At 40.9% G+C, this 17,567-nt stretch carries 17 protein-coding genes and 4 tRNA genes; 6 read left to right on the top strand and 15 right to left on the bottom strand.

The genetic code is table 11. From position 1 onward, the window contains the following. Positions 1–6: 6 nt before the first annotated feature. The 4 genes from HUU49_01745 to ftsE form a co-directional block, all read right to left on the bottom strand. Complete coding sequence (locus tag HUU49_01745; GenBank protein ID NUM25326.1) at positions 7–732, bottom strand: YidC/Oxa1 family membrane protein insertase; 726 nt, start codon at positions 730–732, stop codon at positions 7–9. Positions 733–780: 48 nt separating this feature from the next. Further along, positions 781–851: transfer RNA gene (locus HUU49_01740), tRNA-Gln, on the bottom strand. 132 nt (positions 852–983) lie between these two features. Beyond that, entirely contained in the window at positions 984–1,901 is a 918-nt protein-coding gene (locus tag HUU49_01735) for an ABC transporter permease (protein ID NUM25325.1), read from the bottom strand. A gap of 3 nt (positions 1,902–1,904) precedes the next feature. Beyond that, a complete protein-coding gene (gene ftsE, locus HUU49_01730) occupies positions 1,905–2,585 on the bottom strand; it encodes a cell division ATP-binding protein FtsE (GenBank protein ID NUM25324.1) in 681 nt (226 codons plus the stop codon). Between the two features lie 70 nt (positions 2,586–2,655). On the opposite strand from ftsE, the gene HUU49_01725 reads away from it, so the two are divergent. Both HUU49_01725 and HUU49_01720 read left to right on the top strand, forming a co-directional pair. Continuing rightward, positions 2,656–2,727, top strand: a tRNA-Gly gene (locus HUU49_01725). 43 nt (positions 2,728–2,770) lie between these two features. Then, positions 2,771–2,846 (top strand) — tRNA-Thr (locus HUU49_01720). 23 nt (positions 2,847–2,869) lie between these two features. On the opposite strand, the gene HUU49_01715 is transcribed toward HUU49_01720, so the two are convergent. The 6 genes from HUU49_01715 to HUU49_01690 all read right to left on the bottom strand — a co-directional run bounded on the left by HUU49_01715 (position 2,870) and on the right by HUU49_01690 (position 8,458). Further along, positions 2,870–4,045 (bottom strand): peptidylprolyl isomerase, encoded by a 1,176-nt coding sequence (locus tag HUU49_01715; protein NUM25323.1) that lies wholly within the window; start codon positions 4,043–4,045, stop codon positions 2,870–2,872. A 3-nt stretch (positions 4,046–4,048) separates the two neighbouring features. Next, the gene (locus HUU49_01710) at positions 4,049–4,438 is read right to left on the bottom strand and encodes a septum formation initiator family protein (GenBank protein NUM25322.1); all 390 of its coding nucleotides are present in this window, start codon (positions 4,436–4,438) and stop codon (positions 4,049–4,051) included. Positions 4,439–4,499: 61 nt separating this feature from the next. Then, positions 4,500–5,114, bottom strand: coding sequence for a PH domain-containing protein (locus tag HUU49_01705; protein NUM25321.1), 615 nt, complete (start codon positions 5,112–5,114; stop codon positions 4,500–4,502). A 4-nt stretch (positions 5,115–5,118) separates the two neighbouring features. Beyond that, positions 5,119–7,806 (bottom strand): HAD-IC family P-type ATPase, encoded by a 2,688-nt coding sequence (locus tag HUU49_01700; GenBank protein ID NUM25320.1) that lies wholly within the window; start codon positions 7,804–7,806, stop codon positions 5,119–5,121. A 107-nt stretch (positions 7,807–7,913) separates the two neighbouring features. Next, positions 7,914–7,989: transfer RNA gene (locus HUU49_01695), tRNA-Lys, on the bottom strand. Between the two features lie 145 nt (positions 7,990–8,134). Continuing rightward, positions 8,135–8,458 (bottom strand): hypothetical protein, encoded by a 324-nt coding sequence (locus HUU49_01690; protein ID NUM25319.1) that lies wholly within the window; start codon positions 8,456–8,458, stop codon positions 8,135–8,137. 172 nt (positions 8,459–8,630) lie between these two features. On the opposite strand from HUU49_01690, the gene dnaB reads away from it, so the two are divergent. The 4 genes from dnaB to HUU49_01670 are packed head-to-tail and all read left to right on the top strand — an operon-like array spanning position 8,631 to position 11,260. Beyond that, complete coding sequence (gene dnaB / locus HUU49_01685) at positions 8,631–10,013, top strand: replicative DNA helicase (GenBank protein NUM25318.1); 1,383 nt, start codon at positions 8,631–8,633, stop codon at positions 10,011–10,013. A gap of 4 nt (positions 10,014–10,017) precedes the next feature. Then, positions 10,018–10,299, top strand: coding sequence for a hypothetical protein (locus HUU49_01680; protein NUM25317.1), 282 nt, complete (start codon positions 10,018–10,020; stop codon positions 10,297–10,299). Continuing rightward, on the top strand, positions 10,300–10,902 hold the full coding sequence (gene recR / locus HUU49_01675; GenBank protein NUM25316.1) for a recombination protein RecR: 603 nt from the start codon (positions 10,300–10,302) through the stop codon (positions 10,900–10,902). A gap of 34 nt (positions 10,903–10,936) precedes the next feature. After that, positions 10,937–11,260, top strand: a complete 324-nt coding sequence (locus HUU49_01670; protein NUM25315.1) for a hypothetical protein — start codon at positions 10,937–10,939, stop codon at positions 11,258–11,260. Positions 11,261–11,310: 50 nt separating this feature from the next. On the opposite strand, the gene rplU is transcribed toward HUU49_01670, so the two are convergent. The 5 genes from rplU to HUU49_01645 all read right to left on the bottom strand — a co-directional run bounded on the left by rplU (position 11,311) and on the right by HUU49_01645 (position 17,566). Continuing rightward, positions 11,311–11,622 (bottom strand): 50S ribosomal protein L21, encoded by a 312-nt coding sequence (gene rplU / locus HUU49_01665; protein ID NUM25314.1) that lies wholly within the window; start codon positions 11,620–11,622, stop codon positions 11,311–11,313. A 199-nt stretch (positions 11,623–11,821) separates the two neighbouring features. Continuing rightward, positions 11,822–13,312 (bottom strand): fused MFS/spermidine synthase, encoded by a 1,491-nt coding sequence (locus HUU49_01660; protein NUM25313.1) that lies wholly within the window; start codon positions 13,310–13,312, stop codon positions 11,822–11,824. Continuing rightward, complete coding sequence (locus tag HUU49_01655; GenBank protein NUM25312.1) at positions 13,309–13,761, bottom strand: DUF192 domain-containing protein; 453 nt, start codon at positions 13,759–13,761, stop codon at positions 13,309–13,311. The genes HUU49_01660 and HUU49_01655 overlap by 4 nt, the downstream gene beginning before the upstream one ends. Further along, positions 13,739–14,785 carry an undecaprenyl/decaprenyl-phosphate alpha-N-acetylglucosaminyl 1-phosphate transferase gene (locus HUU49_01650; protein NUM25311.1) on the bottom strand — a complete coding sequence of 349 codons (1,047 nt, stop codon included), beginning with the start codon at positions 14,783–14,785 and terminating at the stop codon, positions 13,739–13,741. Before HUU49_01650 ends, HUU49_01655 begins: the two co-directional genes overlap by 23 nt. Before the next feature lie 12 nt (positions 14,786–14,797). After that, a complete protein-coding gene (locus tag HUU49_01645) occupies positions 14,798–17,566 on the bottom strand; it encodes an ATP-dependent Clp protease ATP-binding subunit (protein NUM25310.1) in 2,769 nt (922 codons plus the stop codon). Position 17,567 lies beyond the last annotated feature (1 nt).

The following is a 17,567-nucleotide window of genomic DNA, read 5'->3' as shown; positions in this document are numbered from 1 at the left end:
ATGGTTTTATGAGCTTTGAGGCTTTTTCTTAGCCTGCGTTATCATTATTTTAATAATAGCCGTAAACATTGATATTATAGAGGAAAAAATGAATGATGTCAAAACGAAAATTGATTTAACCGACGGCAGCACCGCCAGAATTAAAAAGATAAATGCCGGGAAAAAAATCAGAAAGATTTGCTCTTTTTTTGACAGCTTACCTTTGCGGTTATAGGCGCCAATCAGGCTTTGAGCAAAAATGTAGCCAGCAACTAGCGCTGAAGCAACTAAGTCCTGCTGAGCGATATCAAACCATAAAAATTTGGTGTTGATAAAATCCGGTCGCGGAATGTCGGGGTATAAAAGATGCAGTTTGGCTTCGGTATTAATACCGCCCAAAAAAACCTGATACAGCAAGAGCAAGACAAGACCTTGCACTCCTAAAACAATGGCTTTGGCCCACGGCCGAATCTTTTTCTTCTTTAACAGATTCCTGATCATCTGCTTTTGTTTAACCGGGTCATTGGCAAAATCTTTTTTGATCTCGGCTACTTCCTTGCCCAAGTTCATGCTGACTAGTTTCCCCTTCTCGGTCAAGATGCTAAATGGCAAAAGGGCAAACCGAAGAAGGATGGTAAGAATAATGACTGAAATACCAAGATTAAACCAAGAATAGGTCAGGTATAGCCAGACTAAGAAGTTGAATAGCGGTATATAGAGATAGAATTCCCAAATATAATTTAGGATTTCCATATAGTATGTAAGTTTAAAAATAAACTTGTTATGTGCCCCGCACCACTGCTCGGGGGCCAGGATTCGAACCTAGATTGACGGGACCAAAACCCGCTGTCCTACCATTAGACGACCCCCGAGCACTAGTGCGGGGTGCGCCTTGCTAAGACTTTACCCCTAAACTGACTTTTGTAGTTTTCCAAAACTGATTTTACAATTCTATACCTTAAGTGAATTTTTTTCCACTGTCAATAGTCAATTAAGTGTCTAAATTAGACTTTTAAATACCTCCTCATGGCGATGCTGCTACTGACAATATTGAGGAAAATAATCACCAAAATTTCCAGTCCAAATATCAGGAAAAAGTTTTCGTTGAAATATCCAGTGATGTTAAACTCTTCAGTTAAAAAGAAATTATTAACATAAGGTTGAATTAACCCAATCGCCGGATACACAACAGCAATACTGATAATACAGGAAATAACGCCATAAAAAATTGCCTCAACTAGAAACGGCGCTTTAATAAACCAATTAGTGGCGCCGACCAGCTTCATGATGGCAATTTCTTGACGATGAGTATAGATTGCAACTCGGATGGTGTTAAAAACAATCAGCAGTGCTATCAGAGCGAAGGTTCCTGAAGTAAACAAGCCGATAGTTTTGATATTGTCGGAAAAGTTTTTGATTTTTTCAATATATACTTTGTGGTCATCGTAGTTTTTATCCAGGATCAAATTGTTATATTTTGAATTATTCAAAACGTCAATAATTTCTGGATAATCTTGAATGTTTTTTGCTTTTACCTGTAAGGTCGCACCGATTGGATTTTCCTCCAGTTCGGCAAGTGATTCAATGATGTTGGTGTCCTGGCGATGCTGTTGGCGGAAATTTTCCAGCGCTTGTTGCTGTGAAACATACCCAATTTCTCGCACCTGGGTTAATGATGATAAATAAGTTTTGACTTCTAAAACTTGCGGTTCAGTTACATCAGGACGAAAGTAAAGGCTGACGTCAACTTTGTTTTTGACAATTTCAATTGCCGAATCAGTAATGATGTTGACCACGATTAAAAAGTTTATTGATACAAATGTCAGGACGATGATGGTAATAGTAACCAGCGAAAGCCAGATGTTGCGCCAAAAGCTTTGCCAGGCAAAAATGATAACTCGGTAGAGTGATGATAGCGTCATAGATTATAATAAATATTTACCAACTTTTTGATCGGAAACAACTTCGCCGTTATCAATAGTGATAACTCTCTTGTTGATTGAATTAACTACTTCTCGGTTATGGGTAACCATAACCACCGTGGTTCCAAACTCATTAATTTTGAGCAGTAAATCAACAATTTCCCGGGTGTTGATTGAATCCAGATTTCCGGTTGGTTCATCGGCAATAAGAATTTTTGGCCGATGAACTAAGGCGCGGGCAATGGCAACGCGCTGCTGTTCGCCGCCGGACAATTGGATCGGATAGCGGTCTTCTTTGCCGTTGAGGCCGACAATTTTTAAGACTTGTGGGATAATTTCGTCGATCTTTCTTCGGTCCGCGCCGGAAACTTGGAGCGCAAAAGCAATATTTTCAAAAACGGTTTTTTTATGTAATAATTTGAAATCTTGAAAAACCACCCCGATTTGACGGCGCAAGACAGGAACTTCAGACGGCCTAATATTAGTAATATCCCAACCGCCGACGATGATATTGCCTTTTGTCGGCTTTTCTTCGGCAGTTAAGATTTTCATCATGGTGGTCTTTCCGGTACCGCTGCGGCCGACGATTGAAACAAACTCTTTTGGCTTGATGTGCAGATTGACATTTTTTAAAGCGGCCACATCGGGCGGATAAATTTTGCTTAGATTTCGGAAAATGATCATTTTGTTTTGGTCTTTTCTTATTTAAAAAAATGAATTATAATCTAAAATACTTTGAAGTGTTACTGCTTAAGCGGGTGTCGTATAACGGCTATTATGTCAGCTTCCCAAGCTGAAGACGGCGGTTCGACTCCGCTCACCCGCTTGGGTGGTGACATTTCAAACTAATAAATCGTATTTTTTTGTTGGCCGACCTAGCTCAATTGGTAGAGCGACGGTATCGTAAACCGTAGGTTGTGGGTTCGATTCCCACGGTCGGCTCCAAAACGATACGATTTTTAGTTACGCTATATTTTAACGAAACGCCAGACTTTTGCCTGATTGCGGAAATTCTCAAAAAACTGATTGAAATCAACGCCCCTGATCAGAATATGTTTTGCCCGGACCTGCACTACGGTTTCGTTTTCGTCCAATAATTGTTCTTCAACTTTAATCAGATGGTAGCCAAACTGGGTTTTTACAATATCGCTAACTTCACCCGGCTTAAGATTGAAGGCGGCATCTTCAAACTCCTTAACCATTTGTCCCCGACTGAAGTAACCTAAATCCCCTCCCTGTAAAGCAGTGACGTCCTCACTGTATATTTCAGCTAACTCTTCAAAAGTTTTTTCGCCGCTGCGAAGCGTTTCCAGAATTTCTTGCATTTTGGCGTGAGCCTCTTTGTTAATTCGGTCGTCTAAAACAATGGCAATAGCTAATTTATTTTTTAGCAGGACTGGTTCAATAATCTCATGCTGAAAGTCGTCCAAACTCCAGTGGTATAAATCTTTAAGTTGGTTTTCCAAAGCCTCTTGGCTGCCAATTTCTTTAATTAATGAATCAACATATTCTTTGACTTCTGCCGCGCTGACGCTCACGCCATAAGAGTCGGCCAACTGGTTCATGAGTGATAGTTCAATCATTCTATCAATAATATGCTTTTGTGTTTCGGAATATGATGGAATAAGAAGCGACGAATCGTTAGCCCCTTCACGTTGGTAAAAATTCCACAGGGTATCAACCTGGTCTTGCCAGGTATAGTAGAATAACGGCTGCCAGTTAACCAGCGCGACCGGATATGGGATGAATTTTGTTACCGCTTTAGTGAATTGGTTTTGCCACTTAAAGTAGTATAGCCCGACACCAAAAATGACCAAGCTAAAGATAAACAAAGCAATTAAAGCCGCTATTATTTTTTTAAGCCGTTTTTTCGGTCGTGGACTTGGCAGGCTGATTTTTTTGTCCGGTTCAGGCAAGGCAATTTTGGGCGGTTGATTTGAGACTGCTGGTTTTACCAAAACCTTTGGTGCCGGCTTTAGTACCGCTGAACTTGGCTTCGGACTGACCGGTTTTTTGACGCTGGGCTTTGGTTGGCTTACAGGAACCTGTTTTTTTGCTTCCACCCATTTTAAGACAGCATCCCGCAAGCGGCTGATTTCGGTTTCGTCCAGATCGGGCGTTTTTTCTTTAATTGGGTTAGCCATAGGTTAGTTGAAAAAATAATCCCACCATTTTTGCGGGTTAGTTAAATTCGAGCGGTTTTTTGTTTGGGTTTCCTGCGATCTGGTGTCGGCCGTTTCATTGCCCTTAGGGATAACGGCTACTTTTTCACCGTCTTTTTTCAGTCCCAAATCAAGTCGGGCGCGCTCTTCAATATAGGCATCAGAATTAAAATATTCAATCAGCTCCTGGAATTCTTTGTTGTTTTTTTCAAGATTTTTGATTTCTTCCTGCAATTGGGAGATTTCGTTGTTTACTTCCTTAGTGCGAGACCAGCTTTGATAAAAATTCAAGCCGCCAATCAATAAAAGCACTACCAAAACAGCAAAAATTAAAAAGTTTCGCCACTTTTTATGAGTTTTCTTAAAATCTTCCACTTTATTTTTCTTTTTTAGATACGATTATATTATAACAGATTTTTACCTTTTAAGTAAACTATTATTCAAAATCTTTTAGAATAGCTTTCGCGAATTGCTGTTCTCCTAAAGTGTTTCGGATGTTTTTAAGCAACATAATCAACTGCTCGGTTGTCAGATTGTCCAGTGACGGCACTAAACCGTGGAATTCCGCCTTGAGGCGAAGAATCAACTGCTGAATAACTCGGGGTTTTGAAACTCCTTGAACTTCAATAGTGGTTTGATCTGCTAGTTTGATTTTGATTGTGCCAATTTTAGCTAGAATTTGAACTAATCCCCGACTTTTGTATACAACATCTTGAACGTTAGTTAAGTCGGTTTCGGAAACAATTTTTTGAAACAATCCCGGACGATCAACATCAATTACTCTTTGGTTGGTAATTACCAAGATTTGCCAGTACCATATCAGGATTAACCGCATCAGGCCGATTATGCCAACAACAATTAAGGCAAAAAATATAACCATCCCCTGGTCGCCCCAGCTAAAAAGCGGATACAAAAGAAAGAATGCGCCAATGATCATGATGATCGGGATAATCAGTTTTTTGCCAAGCAGCAGCATTGACTGCCTAATGGTCGCCACAACCAATTCATCGTCATTTAAAATTAAATTTTGGTAAACAATTTTATCCGTCATAATTTTAGGCTAGACGTGGCTTAACAATAAAGCGATATTTTCCAATTTCAATAAAAATTATCTTAATGGTAGCCAAAGCCAAGACGATCAGCCATTCGTGGCTGCTTAGTGGCACCGTGTTAAGAATTTTTTGCAAGGTTGGCTGGTAGATTGCTAGAATTTGAACCAAAACGCCAATAATAACCGCCAAGTTTAAAAATTTGTTATCAAAAGGATTCTTTAAGAAGACCGAATGGCGCAGATTGCGGCATGAGAATACGTACATCAGGGATGCCAGGGCAATTGAAGAAAAGATAATTGTTCTGATTTGATCAATGTCTAAAGTTGTGAGATTGACTAAAATGAAGAAAAGACCCAGCAAAACCAGATCGGTTGAAATACCAATAATGAATATTAATGATTTCATGTTGGCATCCAGGATTTTGGCGGTCTTTTTGCGCGGTTTATCTTTCATCACCTCTTTTTCGCCATTTTCAAAAGTCAGCGCTAAGTTTGGCAGACTATCCGTAATCAGGTTAATCCAGATAATTTGTGCCGGCAAAATTGGCAGCGGCAAAACCAGTATTAATGATCCGATAATCAACACCATTTCGGCGAAGGTGTTGGCCAAAAGGTAAATTAATATTTTTTTGATGTTTTCATAAACCACCCGGCCGCGTTCAACGGCGGCGACAATTGTTTTAAAATTGTTATCAAGTAAAATTAGGTCGGAAGTTTCTTTAGCAATGTCAGTGCCTGAACCAAGCGCAATACCAATGTCAGCGGCTTTCAATGCCGGTGCGTCGTTAACTCCGTCACCAGTCATGGCAACGGTTTCTCCCCGGTCTTGCCAAGCCTTGATGATGCGAAGTTTATGCCGCGGCTCAACGCGCGCATAAATATCAATGTCTTTAACCATTTTTTCAAGTTGCTCGTCGGTGATGTCGTCAAGCTGTGGTCCTTCAATAATATTTTTTTCCGAAACTTTAAGCCCTAATTCAGAGACAATTGCCTGGGCCGTTAAGCGGTGATCACCGGTAACGATAATCGGCCTGATGCCAGCTTGGATTGCCAGCTGAAAAGTTTCTTTTGTTTCTTTGCGCAAGGGGTCTTTAAGGGCAATAAACCCTAAAAAGACTAGTTGTTTAAGTTCTTTGGTTAAGTCATCTTTTTCCGGCGCGGTTTTTTTATAAGCAAAGGCCAATAGGCGTAATCCTTGCCCGGTAAGTTTTTCGTATTTAGTTTTTAATGATCGCAATTGTTTTTCGGTCAGTTTAACTTTTTTGCCGTCGGTTCTGACCTGAGAGCACATGGCCATCACTTTTTCCGGCGCGCCTTTTACGTAGACGACATTTTTTTTGCTGTCCAGACGATTAAGTGTCGCCATATATTTCCGGTCGGAACTAAACGGTATTTCCGCCAATCGGGGCTGTTCTTTGGTAATTTTTTGGTATGGGATGCCGGCCTGGATTGCGCCCAGCAACAATCCGGTTTCGGTCGGTGCTCCCAGCATTTCCCAATTTTCAAGTTGGTCGCGCGGATTAGTGATAACGGCGTTATTACATAAGACTGAAATTTTCATCATTAAATCATGGTCTTTGAGGTTGGCGGAGCTTTGGTAGCGAAGATCTTGCGTTGTTGAAATTTCATCACTGGCGGTGATGATCATTGAAACTTGCATATTGCCTTCGGTGAGCGTTCCGGTTTTATCGGTGCAAATAATTGAAACACCACCCAGAGTTTCGGCGGCAATCAGTTTGCGAACCAACGCCTTGCGCCGCAAAATCGCCTGCATGCCAATAGCCAATACGGCCGTAACTGAAACTAATAGGCCTTCGGGGATGGCCGCGACGGCAATAGCCGCGGCGGTGGTAAGCATTCCTTCTCTGGCTTCAGCCGCCACGCCAAAAAGTGGCCGTCCCTGAACCAGGCCGATGACAATAATCACTAAGCATAAAAAGATTACTAGATAGGTAAGATTTTGACTGAATTTTGCCAGCTGTAGCTGGAGCGGCGTTTTGTCTTCCTTGGTATCTTTAACCATCTGGCTGATTTTTCCGATTTCCGTATTGATGCCGGTTTCACAAACAATACCCTGACCCCGTCCGGCGGCAATGATGGTACCGCTGTAAACCATATTTTCACGTTCGGCCAAGCCAATTCCTTTGTCTAAAACAGTTAAATTTTTATCTGAGGCAACCGACTCGCCGGTTAGTGCTGATTCAATTACTTGAAGTCCTTCGGTATTAATTAGTCGCGCATCAGCAGGAATCTTGTCTCCGGCTTCAATAAAAATAATGTCTCCAGGAACCAATAACTTACTGTCGATTTCAATCTTTTGTCCGTCGCGTAATACTTTGGCTTTATGATCTACTAATTTTTTTAGGAAAGTAATTGATTTGTTTGCTTTATTTTCCTGATAAAACCCAAGAATTGTATTAATAAAAACAGCCACCATAATAACGGCGGCATCAAGAAAATCTTTTAGTAGTAGAGAAATAACGGCGGCACCGAACAAAACATAAACCAGCGGACTCTTAAACTGGTTAAGAAAAATTTTTAATCCAGAGAGTTTTTTTTCTTCGGCCAGCTTGTTGTATCCGAATTTTTTGAGGCGTTTTTCCGCCTCTGGAGAGTTGATCCCATCCTTGGAACTATTTAGCTCCTCAAATATTTTTTTGATCGCCAAAGTGTGCCAGAGTGTTTTTTCCATTTTTTGTTTATTTTAGTGGCAATTACTTAATTTATTATAACAAAAAAATGTAATTATCGCTAGATAAAAAATAGACTAAAAACAAAAAACCGCCTCTAAGCGGTATCTGGTGGGTCCAGGAGGATTCGAACCTCCGACCATCTCCTTAAAAGGGAGCTGCTCTACCAACTGAGCTATGGACCCAATATATCAATCAACTAAAATATGCTAACAAACTTCTTTGGAAAAATCAAGACCAAGCTTGTTGCCAAAAAATAAATTAAGTAAACCTCCGTGCATATTGGCAAAAATTATGCCTTGCTCTTGCTAAGAGGTGTTGATCTAATTTTTAGAGCTCGCCTCGCAGGCACTTTTCGATTAGTTGATCTTGCTCAATCGGAGTTCCGTTTTCATCAATTAAGCCAAGGTTAAGTGCCAATGAAAAGAGAAGCTGTTTATTCTCATCAGTCTGTTCAAGTCCGTTAGCTGATGCATTATATTGGCTGTACAAACCTTGAATGTCTTGTTTGCATTCATACCGCTTGGCTTCTCGGCGATTGTAATCTCGTTCTTCTGGCAAGAAGAAGAAAAAGTATTGCACCACAGCTACGGTCGCGATAATGATACAGATTGAAATTAAAATTTTAAACCATTCTTTGAAAATAAGTTTCATATTTTAAATTTAATATTTTAGACAGATGTATCATACCAAAAAACAGTTAACTAGGCAATAATTCTGCCCTTAAAGCAGTGGATAATCTGGGGGAAATATCTGCCTTGAACCATGCCGCGGTATCGTGTAAGATTAAGTTGCTCATAAACTCAAAAATCAACTCTATTAATTTATGGCTCAAATAGGAGAAATAATCGGTAAAATTCCGCCGCAAAATACTGAAATGGAACAGTCGCTTTTAGGCTGTTTATTGATTGATAAAGAATCAATCGTGAAAATTGCCGACATTATCAGTCCGGATGATTTTTATAAAGATTCTCACCGAATTATTTTTGAAAATATCAGAGAGCTTTATGATCGTCGGGAGCCAATTGATTTATTAAGCCTTGCCAGCCGGCTTGAGGAAAAAAAGAAGCTTGATTTGATTGGTGGCCAGGGGTATTTGACCAGTCTAGCTAATAGCGTTCCTACTTCCAGTCATGTTGTTCACTACGCTTCAGTTGTCCAAAACAAAGCAACCTTGCGTCGATTAATTCGAGCCGCTTCCGAAATTACTGAATTAGGCTATGTGGAAACTGAAGCGGTTGATAAACTACTGGATCAGGCAGAACAAAAACTTTTTAGTGTTTCGCAAAAATTTATTAAACGCAGTTTTGTTGGAATTGATCAAGTTTTGGTTGAAACGTTTGACCGGATTGACGATCTGCACAAAGAATCTGGAAAATTACGCGGCGTACCGACTCATTTTCCCGACCTCGACAATATTTTGGCTGGGTTGCAAAAATCCGACCTGGTTATTTTAGCCGCGCGGCCGTCAGTCGGAAAAACGACGCTGGCTTTGGACATTGCCCGAAATGTGGCAATTAAATCAAAAGAAACAGTCGGTATCTTTAGCTTGGAAATGTCAAAAGAACAATTGGTTGATAGAATGCTTTGTTCAGAAGCCGGCGTGGACTTGTGGAAAATGAGAACCGGTAAATTGACCGACCAGGGTGAAAATGATGATTTTTCCAAAATTAACAAGGCAATGGCTTTGTTGTCGGAAGCAAAAATTTTCATTGATGACTCTGCTAATTCAAACGTGATGGAAATCAGAACTAAAGCACGGCGTTTGCAATCCGAGCATGGTTTAGGGTTGATTGTTATTGACTATTTACAGTTAATGGAGGGCAGCTCGCGTGGCAAAGAAAACCGCGTTCAGGAAGTTTCAGAAATTTCCCGTAACCTTAAGGCAATCGCTCGCGAATTAAACGTTCCGGTATTGGCACTGTCGCAGCTGTCTCGGTCGGTTGAATCCCGAGATAGCCACGTTCCTCGCTTGGCCGATTTGCGCGAATCAGGATCTATTGAGCAAGACGCTGATGTGGTATTATTTATCTACCGGGAAAAAATGTACCAGCAGGATTTACCGCCTGACAAAGCCAATTTGGCTGAAGTTTTGGTGGCTAAACACCGTAACGGTCCAACCGGAAAACTAAGACTTTTCTTTGACGAAAAACACGTCAGTTTTAAGAGCGTTGCCAGCAAAATTAGCGACAGCGATATTCCATTCTAATTTTATGCCCTTACCACCACTACCGCACGAGCATGCCGACAGGCATGCTCATCCTCACCTACCCCCTCAGCCAATTTCACCGGTCTTGCCATCATTGGCACATAATCGTCCAGTTAATAAAAAGAAATCATTACTAACCGCTGTTTTAATTGGTACGATTATTACTGGACTATGTGCCGGGGCGCTTAGTTTTTTTAATATTTCAATTGAGGTAATTTTACCGGTTTTAGCGCCGATCTGGGTCGGTTCAATCACCTTAATTTATTCAGTTAATAGTAAATCATAAATGACTCCATATCCACGAGTGATCAGGGAGCTTATTTCTCAGCTTTCCCGCCTGCCTGGCATCGGCCCCAAAACAGCAGAGCGGTTGATTTTTCATTTGCTCAAACAGCCCAAAGAATATTTGAATACATTAGCAACTAATATCAGCCAGCTTAAGGATGCGGTCACAGTTTGCCGTAAATGTTATAATTTTTCTTCAGAAGACCCCTGTTTTATCTGTGCTGACACTAAAAGAAACAATAAGGTTGTCTGTGTGGTTTCCAAGCCACAGGATTTGGTGGCTCTAGAAAGCACTAATCAGTACCAGGGAACGTATCACGTATTAGGAGGCGTTGTTGACCCCATTAATGGTATTACGCCGGAACAATTAAAAATTCGTGAGTTGGTTGGTCGGATTAAGCAAGATAATGTTTTAGAGGTTATCTTGGCACTAAATTCAGATATGTCAGGAGAAACAACGATCATGTATTTGACAAAACTACTTAAACAGTTTAAAACAATTAAGATCACTCGTCTGGCGCAAGGCTTGCCAATCGGCAGTGATCTGGAGTATATCGACGAGATTACTTTGACTAATGCTCTCAAAGGACGCCGAGAGCTTTAAGGAGCATTTAACCTGAAACCAGGGAGGTGTTACTATGCAAATCACTCCTTTGCCGGGCCTGCTTTTAGACAAAAGCACTGGGCATCAGACCGTCGCGGCCGCCCAGTTGGGGGTAGGGTTGCAGCGACTGACAGTCGTCATTAAGGATCAGGATGATCCTGGCAAAACAGCCGAACGACATCGTCAGGATGCCGAAACCAATTTTGAATCTGTTTTAAGACAGACAATGGTTAACCCGACGGCTGTTACTGAACACCAAACCGAAACTGAACTTCGTCGTCGAAATCCCTATGTTGGTCGCCGTCGACGTCGCGCTGAAGACGGGGCGACCGGAACAATAATTGATCTTTTGGCATAACAAAAGCGCCCGAGCTATTTGCTTCGAGCGCTTGTTTTTATAGTTGAAAGTTAAATTTTTTCAATCTGGATTTCTGAATACTGCTGACGATGGCCGACATTGCGGCGGTAGCGAGTCTTTGACTTATATTTAACTACGCTGATTTTTTTATCAGTACTGTGTTTAATGATTTTAGCTTCAACAGTTGTTTTTAATAGTGGTTTACCGATTTCAACATTATCCCCTTTTTCATCTGTAATAATAAGGGTGTCTAATTTGATCATTTCACCCGGTTTTTTGCCGTTGATTTTATCAACTTTAATTTTATCCCCAGTTTTAACGAGGTATTGTTTTCCGCCGGTTTTGATAACAGCTAGTGACATAATTTAGCAAAAAATTTCTAAAATTTAGTAACTCCTACAGTGTATAAGTTTGGGTGAAAAAAGTCAAGGGTATTAAAAGAGGACTTTTAATGGAGTTAATTTTTTAGCCTCAGCCGTTGATTGGGGCTGGTTTCAATTGGAACAAAAAAGCAGCCTTTGCTGCCGCCAGCGTACCGGGAGTTTTGAGTTTTTGTAAAACCTAGAGAAATTTTGAAATATAGTAGTCAACGGGTGCGAAATCGTCAGTTAGAATCCGGTCAGTCGGTTTGATATTTGGTTGCTGTTCCCAAAGATTATTAACATATGGGACTTGATTAGCATTTGCCAGATTCAACATCTCTTCTTTTGAAAGCCGATTGGAATTTTTTGTCGCAATCAAAACAATATTTTGGATTTTATCAAAATTAGCCTCGTCACGAAAATCAACGGGGAACAAATAGATCTGTGGGAAGTACTGTTTAATAGTTAAATATTCAGCATTTAAAAATTTTGCGCGGTCGCCATCCAGGCCGGAAATAACATTTAAAATTAAAATGCCGTCGTCAGTCAGTGCATCATGCATTTTTTTTACTGCCTCTGCTGTTGTCAGTTGAAACGGGATTGAATAGTACGAAGCAAAGGCGTCACCATAAATGACATCAAACTTTTCTTGATTATTATTTAGAAAAATTCGGCCATCTTCGTGGCGGATAGTTAGCCGCGGATTGGACTTTAACCCAAAAAAATCACGGGCAACGGCGGTAACTTCAGGATCAATTTCTACCACAGTCATTTTGGCGTCGGGGAAACGGCGCAAAAAATCTTGAGGTGCAACGTATGCCCCGCCGCCTAAACTCAACGCCGTAGCGATGTCTGGTTTAAATAAAGTATCTAAAGCATAATTTTGATGGTATTTTGAGGCGAGCTCAGTTGAATCTTTGTAGATAATTGAATGCAATTCAGTTGCCAAATATAGGGCTCTAACCTGGCGGCCCGATTTATCAACGCCGTCTTTTACAATGATATGGTTATACGCACTTTCTGATTCATAGACAAATTTTGAATCAGTTAACGAAGAAAAACCAAGCAGGTTAAATGCTAATAATAAAATCAAGAAACTAAAGATATTTTTATTAGCCAAAAGAGAAACTAGAATGAGAGTAATACTGAGCCCAAAAAGGATTTGCTGACTGCCAAACGTTGGTATTAAATAAAACCCGGCTAAAAAAGTTCCGGCAATGCTGCCAATAGTTGAGAGAGCATATAAATTCCCGGCGACACCTCCGGCGTGTTCAACGGTGTCGGTTTTTAGACGAATGGCATACGGCGACACAATACCCATGATGATACTGGGAATGGTAAACAGGCCGAGCGTTGCCACCACCGAACCCGTCTTTACGCCAAGCTGCATGGCAAGAGTGAGAACCGGTTTTTGGATCAGGGTAATTAGCAGAATTGATAAACCGGCCAAAAGTAAAGTGCGACCAAGAAATTGGAGATTCGGATTAGTTTTGGAAAACCGCCCGCCAAGATAGTAGCCTAAGCTTAAAGCGCCTAAAATAATACCAATCAATGATGCCCAAACAAAAATTGAAGTTCCAAGATACGGCGCAACGATTCTTGAACCGATAAGTTCAAGCACCATTACCACTGAACCGGAAACAAAAATAATGATTTCTAACTTCCCTATTTTTTTCAAGATTACTTTCATAGGTTAAATATTACTGGATCGCCGATTTGCAGATGGTGCTGGTCGGCATACCCGGCGGTTACTTCTAAAACGTAATTGACTGGTTTTGGGGACCGATAGGTTGGAATTGGGACAGTTGTTGGTAGTGGCACATTTTTTTCAATGCCGACAATTTTATTTTCCGCAATCCAGATAATGTCTATTTCAAATTTCATATCTTTCATCCAAAAATTGCGGTAGAGATAGTCCGGGTAGACAAACAATAAACCATTATTTTGCTTTAAACCGTCACGATTTGAAAGGCCTTGGGCCCATTGTTGCGGGGTGCTGGCAATTTCTACTTTAACGCGGTTGCCATTAAGGGCGACAGTGCCTTTATCAAAATGTTGGTTAGCAAGGTAGATAATCAATAGCCCAACAATTAAGCCGAAAAACAGCAGGAGGGATTTAATTTTTTGTTGCTTGGTCATTTTTAATTTTTTGTTGATATGTCCAGACTAAGCTGGTAATTAATAGTACCATAAAGATTCCTAAAATTCCTAAAGCGATAATTTTTCCTTTAGAGTGAAGCCATAGCGAGGTTGTACCAAATGCAATCGTAATCAGATATAATACTATAACTGACTGGCGGTGATTTAGGCCAATATCTAAAAGACGAAAATGCAAGTGTTTGCGGTCTGCTGAAACCGGTGAACGGCCTTCCCAAATTCGGCGAACAATAACCCAGGCAACGTCGAGAATTGGCACACCCATAATCAACAGCGCTGTGGCAATTTTTGAGCCGGAAATAATAGCCAAGGTCCCCAACATGAAGCCGCAAAAAATACTGCCCCCTTCTCCAAGAAATATTTTTGCCGGATGCCAGTTGAAAACTAAAAAACCCAGACAACTGCCAGCCAGGATAAGAGACAAGATTGAGGTGCCAGATAATGGTACGTCCCAGTATAAGCTGACAATAAAAATAATAGTGGCTCCAATGGTGGTAATACCGGCCACCAAGCCGTCTAAACCGTCTAAAAATTTAGTGGTATAAATCATTCCTAAAATCCACAGGCTGGCAGTAATAACTCCTAATAAAGACGAGAATTCCAGCACGCCGCCAAGCGGGTTGGTAACAAATTGAATTTTGACGCCGGCAGTAATCATTAAAGCGATGGCAATAAGAGGCCAGATGATTTGTTGTGCTGGCTTGAGATTAAATTTGTCGTCTAGTACCCCGCCAATCATTAATGCTGCGCCGGCGCACAAGATAGCTAAAACTTGTGTTTGTGTTATTCGGCTGTCTTCAATATAGCCGGCAAACCAAAAAATTAAGGTGCTGAAAAAAAACGCGAAAAAAATCGCCAAACCGCCGAGTAGTGGCGTTGGTGTAGAATGAATTTTTCTCGGGTTTGGCAAATCAACAATCTGATGATGAAGAGCAAGTTTTCTGATAAACGGGGTTAAAATGAGGGAAAACGCAGTGCCCGTTAAAACGGCTAGTAAGTAGATCATTGTGAAAGACGGTTATATTTCTTTGGCCTTAATAACATTAATACGACCACCGACGCCAAAAATAATTGTATCGCGGCGGCCAATTTTTCCCGCTAAAAGCTCGTTAGCAATCGGATCTTGAACTTTTTCCTGAATAATTCTTCGTAACGGTCTGGCGCCAAATTCCGGATCATAGCCTTGCTGTGCTAATTCCGCTAACGCTTGCGGCTCGACTTCCAGCGTAATACCCTTTTCTTCAAGATTTTTGGCGACTTTTTTGGTCATCAGCTTGGCGATTTCTTCAACGTTTTGAATTGATAGGGGCTTGAAAACAATAATACCGTCAAACCGGTTTAAAAATTCCGGCCGGAAATACTGGTGCAATTCAACATCCATTAGCTGTTGTTTAATTTGTTCAACACTTTGACCTTCTTTAACTTTATCTTGGATGAATCTGGTGCCGGCGTTTGATGTGGCGATGATAATTGAGTTAGTAAAATCAATAGTCCGGCCGATATTATCGGTCAAGCGACCATCGTCCATAATTTGCAAAAAGATGTTGAGAATATCGGGGTGTGCTTTTTCTAACTCATCAAGCAAGATCAGTGAAAACGGATTTTTTCTGATTGCTTCGGATAAATAACCGCCTTCACTGCTCCCCATACCGGGCGGCGCGCCAATCAAGCGCGAAATGCTGGACTTTTCCTGATACTCTGACATATCAAGCCGGATCATGTTTTTTTCGTCACCAAAATAAACTTCAGCGACGGTTTTGGCCAATTCAGTTTTTCCAACACCAGTTGGTCCTAAAAATAGCAGGTTTACAATCGGCCGCGAAATGTCTCTCATTTCGGCCCGGGCGCGGCGCAAAGCAGCTGAAACCATTTTAACGGCTTCGGTTTGATCAATGACTCTTTGATGGATTTTATCTTCCAGGCCCAGTAGTTTTGCCGACTCTTCTTGGGTAATTTCGGTTAAAGGAATATTGGTTTTTCTGGAAACAACCAAAGCGACGTCATTGGCGGTGACAATGGCATTTTTTCCCTTTTGTTGTCTGACGACAGCGGAAACCTCCTCAATAATTTCAATGGCTTTTTCTGGCAAATAGCGGTCATGAAGGTAGCGTTCGGACAATTTTACAGTCTGGGCAATGGCATCATAAGAAAAGAAAACTTCATTTTTATATTCAAATGATCCGACTTTTGATTCCAAAATTTGAATTGCTTCATTGCCGGACACTTCTTTAATCTCAACTTTTTGAAAAACGTTATCGATTGAACTTTTTCCTTCAAGGTAGCGTCGGTAATCATTTGGGGTGGTGCTGGCGATTGCTAAAACCGTATTAGTGTTAAGTGCCTGTGATAAAACATCGGCAAGATCAATACTCCCCTGCTGTCCGGCACTGATACCAACCATATTATGAATATCATTGATATATAAAACAATATTGCCCGACCGTCTGATTTCATTAATGATCATCATTAGTCGCTCCTGGGCTTGGGTTGGTGTTGTACCACTAACGAGCTTGGCAATACTTAAACTGACCAGTCGTTTATCCTGTAAAAATTCCGGCACTGCCTCTTCGGCCATCAAATTGGCAATTCCTTCAACAATGGTGTTTCTGCCAACTCCCGGATTACCGACCAGTAAAGCGCTGCGGCGGTTAGCGCCCTGCATAATATTAAAAATATCTTCAATTTGCTGCTCCCGGCCAACACACGGCATTAAATACCCGCTGCGCGCCAAATAAGTCATATCGTTACTAAAAGCGTCAATTACCGGCGTGGCAATGGCCGTCATTGCCCGGTCCATATTGCCTTTTGGCTTAAGCGACGCGCGACGACGAAAACGATTCCAGTTTTCGGTTAGTTGTTTTCTGATTCGGAGCCAAGCGACAACGTTTTGAATTTTATCACTTGTGACATTAAGATCGTATAATAATTCTTTAACTTCATTATCCTGATTGGCTAATTCTTCAAGCAATTCGGTAACATCAACTTTTTTCTGCCGGAGTTGATATGCTCGAAAATAAGCGTTGTAGATGATTTGCCAGACTGACTGAGAAAAAGCAACCGGATCTTGAGTTTTTGGCGATTGAAATGTTAAATTATTCCTGATTTTACTTTTCAAATTATTGAATGGTATCCCTAGACGACTGAAAATAATCTGCGTTTGCTGGAATGTTAACAGAGAAATTAACAAATGAATTGGATTGACATAAGCGTCGTCATATTTATTCGCCAATTCCCAAGCTTTGGAAATCGCCGTTTGGGCTTCAAAATTAAAATATTTTGAAATCTCTTCTTTTTTGGCTTTGCCGATATTTTTTGCCTGCGGCCAGGTAACGGCCGGTAACTGAACAGGGGCTTGATCAAATTTTTTCTTCGGAATATAACTGATTTTTTCCACTTCTCGTTGAAATCGGTAGTATAAATAGCCGTCAGTCAAGACTGAAAGCCAAAATAATAATAAGCGCCAGTCATGCGCCGACAATATTTGGTTGAGAGTAAATTTAGTTTGAGTGAAATCATAAATAAACCACCCCAGAAAAGCAACACCAACCAGCCCAACCAATAACAGTAAAAAATTGATGGTGTTTTTGACCGTTAATTCCAGTTTTTCCTGGGCAATGTGCAAAAAATCTATTTTTTTACCCCACTGCAACACCCGGCTGCCGTCCCAGGCGATTACACTAACCGTCTCGCAATCAAGGCAGTGTTTGCCGTTTTGGTATCCCTGGCCGCCGCACGTCGGACAACTAAGAAATGTCAGACTAATTTTTTGGACTTCTTTTTCGGCCATA

The sequence above is a fragment of the Candidatus Buchananbacteria bacterium genome (assembly GCA_013359225.1).
In the GTDB taxonomy this organism is placed as follows: Bacteria; Patescibacteriota; Patescibacteriia; order Buchananbacterales; family UBA6539; genus JABWCG01.
Note: the sequence above shows the minus strand (reverse complement) of the source record. Positions and strands in the feature narration are given on the sequence as shown.